Source organism: Jannaschia seosinensis (assembly GCF_001408515.1).
Taxonomy (GTDB): Bacteria; Pseudomonadota; Alphaproteobacteria; order Rhodobacterales; family Rhodobacteraceae; genus Jannaschia; species Jannaschia seosinensis.
This window is the reverse complement of the sequence record NZ_CYPR01000126.1, coordinates 1-11,136: the sequence shown is the minus strand read 5'-3', so window position 1 is coordinate 11,136 and position 11,136 is coordinate 1. Positions and strand designations below refer to the sequence as shown.

Below are 11,136 nucleotides of genomic sequence, written 5' to 3'. Positions count from 1 at the left end.
CGAGGGATTGCGGATAGAACGGCTCTTCCCCATGCCCGGCAGTCTTGGGCACCTGCACGCTCACCGTGCCCGCAGGCGTGTCGATCCGCTTGGGTTTGTAGCCGTTGGCATAGCCGTGACGCTCGGGCGTGCGCTCATAATGGCTCGCGCCGAGAAACCGCTCCCGTTCGATCTGCATCGCCAGCTCGAAAGCCCGCGCGAACACCGATGCGATCTCGCCGGGCCCGTGCTCGATCAACTGTTCCAAGACCGCCTCAAGCGCCGTATCCTTCCGCCTGTCCATTCGTTCTTCTCCATGGTTGTGTTGCAAGGCCATGGAATACCAGAATGGGCAGCTTGTGCTGGAGGCGCCCCAGCACGAGCTCACGCCCCGCGTCTCAAGCGAATTTCCAGACCTGAGGGTACAGTACCGACTCCGGGCGCGACGGAGATCGTCCGTATCGGTGGGCTCTATCGCGATGCACCGCTCCTGGCCTTTCCGTTTCTCGCTCCGCCCTCCTCGCTTGCTCGTTTTCGGGCTTCTGGGCGGAATGCGTTTTGGTTATGGCCGCGCTCGACCTCGAACTCTGGATCGTCGCCGCGACCGCGCTCGTCGTGGGCCTGATAACGATCAACTCGATGACAAAAATCTGGGGCCGGGCCTTCTGAAAGCTCCATTTCGTCGGGATCGTGCCGACACTGTAATCCTTGCCGCTCGGGCAGCGTGTCGTCGTGCTCCTGCCGATTGTGGGCCTCGCGGCCATGACCATTCTGATCGGCCTCTTTCCCGAACCTTCGTGCAGGTCCCCACGTCCGCAGCAGAGGAACTGCACGATCCGACGCCCTATCTGCCTGCCGTCCTTGGCAAAAGGGTGCCGGTTTGAACCTGCTTCTGACTAACCTCCTGCATGCCGTCGCCCGGGCCGCGCTGACCGCACCGTTCAACCAGCTTGGCCTCACCACCGAATTTCTCGTGGGCTTTCTCGCGCTTTGGCTCGTGCAGCCGCTTTTCGAACGCCGGAGCGGCGGGTGTTTCGACCTTATTTCCAAGATACTGAAGCTGCTCGTGCACTTAACCCGGATAATTCACGAGAAGGCGGCGGAGGTAGCGTAACAAACTGAAACGCCGTATGTTTTGGTTGCTGACGCCAAACATGCAGTTTTCAGGAGGACGACCTCCGCCATGGCTCAATCTACGTGCTTCACGCCCCGCCTGTCACCCCTCAATGGCAAGCCGATCCTGCTTGGATTTGACGGCGCCGACATGAGCTCCGACGCCGGCCTGACCCTGCTGCGCGAGATCGAGCGCAGGGCGGGTCTGGCGCAGCGGCTCGCAGATTGCCTGCACGATCCGCGTGACCCGGCGAAAGTTCAGCATAGCCTGAGCGACATCATTCGGTTCCGGATCATGATGATCGGGGCGGGATACGAAGACGGCAACGACGCGGCGGCCCTGCGGAACGATCCCAGCTTCAGGATCGCGCTGGAGCGCGGGCCGGAAACAGGGCCGGCCTTGTGTTCGCAGCCGACGATCTCGCGCATGGAAAACCTGCCCGATGCCCGCGCCCTTATCCGCATGGGCCGCGAGATGATCCGGTTCTACTGCCACTCGTTTGCGCGCCCCCCAAGCCGGATCGTGCTCGATATCGATGATACCTTTGACGCGGTGCATGGCCACCAGCAGCTGCGCCTGTTCAATGCGTTCTACGACGAGTTCGGCTTCCAGCCGATCGTCGTCTTCGACGGCGAAGGCCGGCTCGTCGGGACACTGCTGCGCCCGGCCCGCCGCCCCAATGGGGCCGAGAGCGCGGCCCACATCCGCCGGTTGATCCGGCAGATTGCCAGGCATTGGCCCGAGACAGAAATCCTGCTGCGAGCCGACAGCCACTACTGCACCCCGCAGGTTCTGGACCTGTGTGACGGGCTCGGGCTGCGCTATGTCTTTGGTTTGTCAAAGAACGGCCGTCTGGCGCAGAACATCTCGGCTCTGGAAGCGTCGACGGCGGCGCGCTACGTCCGGACGCCGGGTCAGAAGCTGCGCCGGTTCAAAACCTTCTCCTACGCAGCCCGCTCGTGGTCGAAACCCCGCCGCGTCATCGCCCGCGTCGAGGTTGGCCCCATGGGGCAGGACACCCGCTACGTCGTCACCAACCTCGAGGGCGGTCGCGGCAAGTATCTTTACGAGAAGATCTACTCCGCTCGCGGCCAGGCCGAGAACCACATCAAGGCGTGGAAGGCCCATCTCGCATCAGACCGGACGTCGTGCTCGAAGGCGAACGCCAACCAGATGCGCCTGATGCTGCACGGCTGCGCCTACTGGGTCTGGTGGAAGCTTCGCGCGGCTTGCCCAAAACGTCCACCATGGCGCCGCGCCCAGTTCGACACGCTGCGGCTGCATCTCGTCAAACTGACCGCCACCATCGTCGAAAAGAAGACCCGGATCATCGTGACCCTGCCGGCATCGTGTCCCCAAAAGGGACTTCTCCTCCTTCTCTTCGACGCCCTCGCCCCACCGAAAACAGCCTGACGCATGCGCCCCGACAAACCCCGAAACATCAACCCGTATCGCCCAAAACCCAAGTCACCGGCCAACATGCCAACCGGACGCAAACACCGGGTACGCGCAAGAAAACCGAGACCGGGGAAACCATCCCACGGAGCACAAGTCCGCAGCTTTATGAATTATGCGGGTTAAGTCAGAGAAATTTTGTGGAGAACAACCCGACGAAGGCGCGGCCCCTCCCGTGCCGCCTAGCGTATCCGCACGCCGGACGCGGCGTCGAACAGGAACAGTTTCTCGGGCAGGATTTCGACGGCGACGCGGTCACCCTCCGATGATCGCTCATCGCCCCGCTCCTCCACGATCAGCCGCTCTCCGGTGCTGGTGGACAGGTAGGCATAGCTGACCCCGCCGAGAGCCTCGGTCAGTTCCACCCCCGCGACGTCGCCGTCCTTCAGCGACAGGTGTTCCGGTCGCATTCCCAGCTCGACCTCCAGCCCCTCCGCATCCAGCGCCACCGGCGGAGCGAAGCTGACACCCATTGCAGGCACCTCGACCCGACCGTCGCGGACCGTGCCGCGCAGGAAGTTCATGGCGGGCGAGCCGATGAACCCCGCCACGAAACGGCTGTCGGGATCGCGGTAGAGGTCGAGCGGCGCGCCCACCTGCTCGATCCGGCCGTCGCGCAGCACGACGATCTTGTCGGCCATCGTCATCGCCTCGACCTGATCGTGGGTGACATAGACCATGGTCGCCCCGATCTCCTTGTGCAGACGCGCGATCTCGACGCGCATCTCGACGCGCAGCTCCGCGTCGAGATTGGAGAGCGGCTCGTCGAAAAGGAAAACCTCCGGCCCCCGCACGATGGCGCGGCCGATGGCGACACGCTGCCGCTGTCCGCCGGACAGGGCGCCGGGCTTGCGCTTGAGATAGCCGTCGAGCTTCAGGATCCGGCTGGCCTCGGCGACCTTGGCCGCGATCTCCGCCTTCGGATGGCCGGTCATCTTCAGACCGAAACCCATGTTTTCCGCCACGTTCATGTGCGGATAGAGGGCATAGCTCTGGAACACCATCGCGACCCCGCGCTCGGCCGGATCGGCGCGGGTGACGTCGCGGGCGCCGATCTCGATGCGGCCGGAGGTGGTCTCTTCCAGCCCCGCGATCATCCGCAGAAGCGTGGACTTTCCGCAGCCCGAGGGGCCAACGAAGACGCAGAACTCCCCCTCCCGCACCGTCAGGTCGATCCCGTGGATGACCTGCGTTTCCCCGTATTTCTTGACGACATCCGTCAGCACGACACCAGACATCTAGCTCTCCCCCCTGTCCGGAAAGCGCCAGTCGCGCATCTCTCCGGCGATCCGTTCCACCGCACGCGCCAGATCCGGCAGATAGCGCGTCAAAGCCGCCGGCTCGCCCGCGGATGACGACGTGACCGACACCGCCCCCAGAACACGCCCGCCCCCCGTCAGAATCGGCATCGCGACGCAGCAGATGCCCGGCTCGTGTTCCTCCCGGTCGAAGGCGTGGCCCGCCGCGCGGATTGCGGCCAACTCTTCGCGCATCGTGTCCGGGTCGGTGATCGTGGCGGGGGTGAAGCGATGCCAGCTTTGCTGGCCGAGCGCGGCGGCCAACTCCGCCTCCGGAAGGTAGGCCAGCATCGCCTTGCCGACGCCGGTGCAATACGCCGGCCCCACCTTCCCCGCTTCGGAATACATCGGCACGGGACGCGTCGCGTGCCGCTTGTCGAGATAAAGAACCTGACCCCCATCGAGCTGCGCCAGATGCACCGTCTCGCCCACCGCCCGGCTCAGCGTATCGAGGTGAACCCGCGCGACCGGTGCGAGGCTGGACGCGGCCCAGGCGGCATGCGCCATCCGGACGAGGCGCATGCCGGGCGCATAAGTGCCCGCTTCGGGGTCGAAGCGCAGCATCCCCTGATTGGTCAGAGTCTGGAGCAGACGGTATAGCGTCGCCTTCGGAAACGGCGCATCCTCAAGGAGTTGCGAGAAGCGAACCGGCCGCCCGAAGGCCGCCACACGGTCGAGCACGTCAAGCGCCTTGCCCACCGTCCCATCGCCACTCGTGTCCTGTTCGATCTTCACGACGCCCCCCGCGGGTGAAACCCGGCTCTTCTTGACAGGCTAGCCGGGACGCCGCAGAGTTTTCAATATGAGAAACGTGGTTCCGGAATATGGAACCACGGCACAGGACGCATCTGGGAGGGTATCATGCGATCCATTCTGACGGCGCTCGCCGCCACCACCATCCTGTCCGGGGCTGCGCTGGCGGAGGCGCACGGTCCCGACCTGACCGGCACGTTGCGCATCGTCTCCGACATGTCGAACCCGGCGCCGCGCGCCGTGATGGAGGATCTTGCCGAGCGCTTCGAGGAGATGCACCCCGATCTCGATGTGGAACTGCAGGTGATCGACCGCGAGGCCTGGAAGACGCAGATCCGCAACACGCTGTCGGCGAACCCGCCCGACGTCGTGAACTGGTACGCCGCCAACCGCATGATGCCCTATGTCAACGCCGCGCTGTTCGAGGACGTGTCCGATGTCTGGGAGGAGATCGAGGGGCTCGATTCCGTCAAGGGCGCGCTGACGATCGACGGGGCGCAGTATGGCGTGCCCTACACCTACTACCAGTGGGGCGTGTATTACCGGCAGGACATCTTCGAGGAACTGGGCCTGGAGGAGCCGGAGACCTGGGAGCAGGAGATCGCCAATTGCCAGGTGATCCTCGATTCCGGGCGGAAGTGCTACACGATCGGGACCAAGTTCCTCTGGACCGCCGGCGGCTGGTTCGACTACCTCAACATGCGCACCAACGGCTTCGACTTCCACATGGCGCTGGCCCGCGGGGAAATCCCTTGGACCGACGACCGCGTCCGCCAGACCTTCGCCAACTGGCGCGAACTGATCGACATGGGCGCCTATATCGACAACCACCAGAACTATTCGTGGCAGGAGGCGCTGCCGTTCATGGTCAACGGCGAGGCGACGTCCTACCTCATGGGCAACTTCGCCGTCGCGCCGATGCGGGACGCGGGACTGACGGACGACCAGATCGACTTCTACCAGTTCCCCGCCATCGGCGAAGATATTCCCATGGCCGAGGACGCCCCGACCGACACGTTCCACATCCCCGCAGGGGCCGAGAACAAGGAAGCCGCGCGCGAGTTCCTCAAATTCGTCGTCTCCGCCGACGTGCAGACCGACATCAACAGAGGCGATGCCCTTGGGCAGCTTCCGGTGAATGCGCAATCCGAAGTCGATGAGGACAAGTTCCTCGAGCAGGGCTTTGCGATGCTGTCCCAAAACTCCCCCGGCGGCGTCGCGCAATTCTTCGACCGCGACTTCCCCGCTGAAATGGCCGCATTGGGCATGGAGGGTCTTCAGGAATTCATGGTTTACCCCGACAACCTCGAGGACATCCTGCAACGGCTCGAACAGGCGCGGCAGCGGATTTACGCAAACTGACCTCTGCGGCGGGGCCAACCCGCCGTAAAGCCGGCCCCGCGCGCCCGCCGCGCAGGGCCTCACCATCAAAGCCCCGATCGACCCGTTTGCGCCGGACAGGAGCCCCGCCATGGCCGTTGCCCCCGTCGTTCCCGACCGTCACCCGCCCGCCTTCGCGCGGCGCGGCTGGTACCGGCGCAACGAGATCGCCTTGACGCCGTGGCTGTTCCTCGCGCCGGGCGTGCTGTTCTTCACGGTCTATGTCGTCCTGCCGATCTTCCAGAGCTTCGGCATCTCCCTCTACCGATGGGACGGACTTGGGGAAGCGACCTATATCGGCCTTGCCAATTACCGCGAATTGACCACCGACCGGGCCTTTGAGATCAGCTTGTGGAACAACCTCCGCTGGCTCGTTCTCTACCTGCTCGCCATTCCGCTGGGCCTCGGGATCGCGCTGTTTCTCAATCAGACCGTTACCGGCATACGGCTCTACAAGTCGCTGTTCTTCTTTCCTTTCGTGATCAGCCAGGTCGTCGTGGGCCTCGTCTTCTCGTGGTTCTACCTCCCGAACGCGGGACTTCTGAACCTGATCCTCGGGTGGTTCGGCGTCTCGCTCAACGTGCTGGGCGATCCGGACCTCGCGACCTACGGGATCATCGTGGCCGGTCTGTGGCCGCAGACGGCGTATTGCATGATCCTCTACCTTACCGGGCTCAACGCTGTGGATCCCGAGCAGGTGGAGGCAGCCCGCCTCGACGGGGCGAAGGGCTGGAAGATGCTCTGGTACGTCATCGTGCCACAGCTTCGGCCCGCTACCTTCATCGCCTTCGTCGTCACGATCATCGGCGCACTGAGGTCCTTCGACCTGATCTCGATCATGACCAATGGCGGCCCCTTCGGATCGACGCGGGTGCTCAGCTTCTACATGTACGAAAAGGCCTTGGCCGAGTTCGGGTTTCGCATGGGCTACGGCGCGGCGATTGCGGTCATCCTGTTTCTCATCATGCTGTGCTTCATCGCCTACTTCCTGTGGTCGATATGGCGCGAGGAGCGCGGGGGGAGAGGATGATCCGAGTGACGCTCTACCCAATCCGCGCCGGACACTCCCGCGTCGCCCGTTTCGGACAGGAGGCGGCGTAGATGTTTCCCACACCGATCCAGAAGCGTTCGCCCGCCGCGCAGATCGCCTATCAGTCAATGCTCCCGCTGGCTCTGCTTCTCTGGCTCCTGCCGCTTCTGGCGGTGATGGCATTCTCGGCCCGGCCCGACGCCGACTTTACCACCGGCAATTACTGGGGCTGGCCGTCCTCCTTCGAGGGGGTTGCGAATTATACGCTCGTCTTCACCTCCGAGATGCCGCGTTACCTGCTCAATTCGTTTCTCATCACCATTCCCACGGTGATCGGGACCATTGCGCTGTCCTGCATGACGGGCTTCGCGCTCGGCATTTACAGGTTTCGCGGCAACATCCTGATCTTCTTCATGTTCATCGCCGGAAACTTCGTGCCCTTCCAGATCCTGATGGTTCCCGTGCGGGACCTGACGATCGACCTGAACCTCTATGACACGCGCGCCGGGCTGATCCTCTTTCACATCGCGTTCCAGACGGGCTTCTGCACGCTCTTCATGCGCAACTTCATCCGGCAGCTTCCCTTTCCCCTGATCGAGGCGGCGCGGGTCGAGGGCGTCGCCGAATGGCGCATCTTCGTCTACGTCGTCCTGCCGCTCATGAAGCCGGCCATCGCAGCCCTTTCGGTGCTGGTCTTCACGTTCATCTGGAACGACTACTTCTGGGCTATCGTCCTGACGCAGGGCCCGGACACGCAGCCGGTGACGGCGGGAATCACGTCCTTCAACTCGCAGTTCCGCGCGGCCTATCACCTGATGAGCGCGGGCAGCATCGTCGCCGCCCTGCCCCCTGTGGCGATGTTCTTTCTGATGCAGCGGCACTTCATCGCCGGCCTGACGCTTGGTGCCGTGAAATGATCCGGCACTGGCGATTGGATGACGGGTCACGGACGCTGCTGCTGATCGCCGAAGGCGACGGCCTGCCGGAATGCGTGCATTGGGGGGCGACGCTTCCCGACACGGATGCGGAAACGCTCCACCACGCGCATCGGCGGGACGTGACCGGCGGGATGCTCGACGCCAACCCGCCCCTGTCGCTCTGCCCCGAAGCTTCGCGCAGCTTTCCGGGTCAGCCGGGACTCGTGATCCCCGGCCTCGCCCCGCGCTTCGCCTTCGCGGGAGAGGACGCGTCCGACGGGCTGTCCTTGCGCTATGCCGACGGGGCGCTCGGCCTCGTGCTCACCTTCCGGTTCATGCTGGCGGACGGGATCCTGATCGCGTGGTCGGTGCTGGAGGCCGAAACGCCGGTCCGCCCATACTGGCTCGCCGCTCCTGTTCTGCCGGCACCCCTTCATTCCGACGCGTTGATCGAAGTCGCGGGACGCTGGATCGGCGAGTTCCAGTTGAACCGCACGCCATGGATGCCCGGCGCCCGTCTACGGGAAAGTCGAGCGGGCAGATCGGATCATGTACATTTTCCCGGGCTCTACCTCACCGCACCGGGCACGACGAATACCGGCGGCGAGGCTTGGGCCTTCCACTACGCCTGGTCCGGCGGCCACCGCATGATCGCGGAGGAGCTGCCCGACGGCCGCCGCCAGATCCAGTGGGGCCACACCGCCGGATCCGAGCCCGAGGGCACCCGATTCGAGACCGCGCCCGTCATGGCCATCTACAGCAGTGCGGGCCTGAACGGCTGCGCCATAGCGTTCCAGCGCCATGTCCGCGACCGCATCGCGCGGCCGGCCATGCCGCGCCCCGTGCACTACAATTGCTGGGAGGCGGTCTATTTCGACCACGACCTCAGAATCCTGCAAGACATTGCCAGCCGGGCCGCCGATCTCGGTGCCGAGCGGTTCGTTCTCGACGATGGTTGGTTCGGGCGGCGAGACGACGACAACTCGTCGCTCGGCGACTGGCAGGTGGACCGGCGCAAATGGCCTGACGGGCTGACCCCGCTCATCGATCATGTCCGGTCCCTCGGCATGACCTTCGGCCTCTGGTTCGAGCCGGAGATGGTCAACCGCGACAGCGATCTCGCCCGCGCACATCCCGACTGGCTGCTGGGGCCGGACGACCAGATCGAGGGGCGCGGACAGCATGTCCTCGACATGGCGAACCCGGACGTCCGCGATTATCTGTTCGACGCCATCGACGCGGTCCTGTCGGCCGATGCGATCGACTACGTCAAATGGGATCACAACCGTGTCCTACCCGCTCCAGATGCACGGCAGGCGCGGGGCACCTATGCGCTTCTCGACCGGTTGCGCGCCGCGCATCCGCATGTCGAATTCGAAACCTGCGCCTCGGGCGGCGGGCGTGTCGACTTCGGCATCCTCGCCCGGACGCAACGCCTGTGGCTGTCCGACAGCAACGATGCGCTGGAGCGCGTGCGGATCCAGCACGATGCGGCCTTGTTCCTGCCGGCGGCGATCACCGGCTCCCATGTCGGGCCGCGCCTTTGCCACACGAGCGGACGGATTTTGCCAATGTCCCTGCGCGCCTGGGCCGCCGCACAGCGCCAGATGGGCTTCGAGATGGACCCGCGCGAACTCACCGACGACGAAGCCGCAAAGCTGCGTGAGGTGACGGCATGGTGGAAAGCCAACCGTGACTGGACGATGCTTGCCGACATCCACCGCCTCGACACCGAGGCCGCGATCACGGCGGAGCAGCAGATCGCACCCGAAGGCGACCGCTTCGTCGTCTTCGCCGCGCTGACGGCGGCGACCGCGCAGATCGTTCCCCGCCCCCTCCGCCTCACCGCTCTCGACCGCAACGCGACCTACCGCGTGACGCGCCGGGACAACGACGACCTTCCCGCCCTGTCGCGTGGCGCGCCCGCGCTGAAGACCGGGTCGATCGACGTGTCGGGCACCTGGCTTTTGGACATTGGGTTGCAATTGCCTTGGACGTTCCCGCAGAGACTGCATGTGATGGAAGGGCGGCGACTTTGAGGGGCCGCGGGGGCGGGGTGTCGCGGGGGTTGGCCGGCGGCGGAGGGGCGCGCCGGGCTTGGGCGGCCAGAAGAGCAGGAGTGCGTTCATGACGATGCCGACATATCCCGATCTCGCAGGCGCGTCGGTCTTCATCACCGGCGGCGGCTCCGGCATCGGCGCGGCGCTGACCGCGGGGTTCCTGCGGCAGGGTGCGAAGGTCGCCCTCGTCGGGCGGTCCGATTACCGCCGCTTCGTGCCCGTGAGGTTGGGGGCGGCGGGCAACGCGCCGCTGTTTGTGCGCTGCGACGTGACCGACACGGCCGGGCTGCGCGCCGCCATGGACGCGGCCGCCGAGGCGCACGGCCCGATCACCCGCCTCGTCAACAACGCCGCCAACGACCAGCGGCACGACACGCTCGACGTGGACGAGGAATTCTACGACTGGTCCCAGTCGATCAACCTCAAGAGCCACTTCTTCGCCTGTCAACCAGACTACACGACTCCCACCCGCAGCCGTCTCGGGACGACGAGATTTCGGGCGACGAGAGGCGTTTCGGGACCGGACCGCATCCATCGTCGGACCTCATCGAAGCCGGTCCGGAACCAGGATTTCGAGCAGTATCCGTGCTTCTTCCGGGCGGGGTATTTGTGTCCCATGAGCTGGGCTGCAGCACGGCAGATGAGGGCGATGGCAATAGCGGTTATGGCGATGAGCAGAGACAACTTGGACGCGAGCGTCAGGCGGGTGTCCTCCAGGTTCAGCCCCCGCGTCTTGCTGTCGGCGAACAGGCACTCGATGAGCCAGCGCTTCTTGTACTGCCGCAGGATGTGCGCGCCAGTGGCTGGATAGGGCGAAGCCACCACGAGAAGCTCGCGGCCGTTGGTACGGACTATCTGGCCCTCCTTCATGCGGATCGCGAAGGGGATCTCCTGCTCGACGAGAAAAGTGAACCATTCCTGACCGATGAACTCGCGATCCGCCAGCAGCATCCGAACGGTTGAGGCGTCGAAATACGCGAGATACCGCTTCATCAGCGCGATGCGCTGAGCGGTCGTGCTGTTGCCGGAATGCGGGAGCATGGTCCACATCAACGGGACACGGAACCTGGCCGTGATGACGGCCAACACGAGGACGTTAACGTCGGTCTTGCCGATCTTCCAGTTGGTGCGGTCAAGACACAGATGCCAA

Annotated in this window: 10 protein-coding genes and 1 pseudogene; 7 read left to right on the top strand and 4 right to left on the bottom strand. The window is 64.7% G+C overall.

Annotation, left to right across the window (positions count from 1 at the left end; all coding sequences use genetic code 11):
- A partial coding sequence (locus JSE7799_RS10025) for a transposase (protein ID WP_222101738.1) occupies window positions 1-283 on the bottom strand: 283 nt, incomplete at its 3' end.
- A 576-nt stretch (window positions 284-859) separates the two neighbouring features.
- On the opposite strand from JSE7799_RS10025, the gene JSE7799_RS10020 reads away from it, so the two are divergent.
- Window positions 860-1,093, top strand: a complete 234-nt coding sequence (locus JSE7799_RS10020; RefSeq protein WP_055663490.1) for a hypothetical protein — start codon at window positions 860-862, stop codon at window positions 1,091-1,093.
- 69 nt (window positions 1,094-1,162) lie between these two features.
- Window positions 1,163-2,506, top strand: a complete 1,344-nt coding sequence (locus tag JSE7799_RS10015) for an IS1380 family transposase (protein ID WP_055663489.1) — start codon at window positions 1,163-1,165, stop codon at window positions 2,504-2,506.
- Window positions 2,507-2,730: 224 nt separating this feature from the next.
- On the opposite strand, the gene JSE7799_RS10010 is transcribed toward JSE7799_RS10015, so the two are convergent.
- Entirely contained in the window at window positions 2,731-3,786 is a 1,056-nt protein-coding gene (locus tag JSE7799_RS10010) for an ABC transporter ATP-binding protein (RefSeq protein ID WP_055663488.1), read from the bottom strand.
- The gene (locus tag JSE7799_RS10005) at window positions 3,787-4,581 is read right to left on the bottom strand and encodes an IclR family transcriptional regulator (RefSeq protein ID WP_245624853.1); all 795 of its coding nucleotides are present in this window, start codon (window positions 4,579-4,581) and stop codon (window positions 3,787-3,789) included. It abuts the gene before it with no gap.
- Window positions 4,582-4,707: 126 nt separating this feature from the next.
- Between JSE7799_RS10005 and JSE7799_RS10000 the strand changes: the two genes are divergently transcribed.
- The 5 genes and pseudogenes from JSE7799_RS10000 to JSE7799_RS19765 all read left to right on the top strand — a co-directional run.
- The gene (locus JSE7799_RS10000; RefSeq protein WP_055663487.1) at window positions 4,708-5,961 is read left to right on the top strand and encodes an ABC transporter substrate-binding protein; all 1,254 of its coding nucleotides are present in this window, start codon (window positions 4,708-4,710) and stop codon (window positions 5,959-5,961) included.
- 109 nt (window positions 5,962-6,070) lie between these two features.
- Window positions 6,071-7,009: a carbohydrate ABC transporter permease gene (locus JSE7799_RS09995; RefSeq protein ID WP_055663486.1), complete on the top strand. Its 939-nt coding sequence runs from the start codon at window positions 6,071-6,073 to the stop codon at window positions 7,007-7,009.
- Window positions 7,010-7,080: 71 nt separating this feature from the next.
- The gene (locus JSE7799_RS09990; protein ID WP_055663485.1) at window positions 7,081-7,926 is read left to right on the top strand and encodes a carbohydrate ABC transporter permease; all 846 of its coding nucleotides are present in this window, start codon (window positions 7,081-7,083) and stop codon (window positions 7,924-7,926) included.
- On the top strand, window positions 7,923-9,965 hold the full coding sequence (locus tag JSE7799_RS09985; RefSeq protein ID WP_055663484.1) for an alpha-galactosidase: 2,043 nt from the start codon (window positions 7,923-7,925) through the stop codon (window positions 9,963-9,965). Before JSE7799_RS09990 ends, JSE7799_RS09985 begins: the two co-directional genes overlap by 4 nt.
- Window positions 9,966-10,053: 88 nt before the next feature.
- Window positions 10,054-10,434, top strand: a pseudogene (locus tag JSE7799_RS19765) (SDR family NAD(P)-dependent oxidoreductase); the annotation flags it as partial.
- Between the two features lie 5 nt (window positions 10,435-10,439).
- Here JSE7799_RS19765 and JSE7799_RS09980 read toward each other — a convergent pair.
- On the bottom strand, window positions 10,440-11,136 hold a 697-nt coding region (locus JSE7799_RS09980), incomplete at its 5' end, for a transposase (protein WP_055663483.1).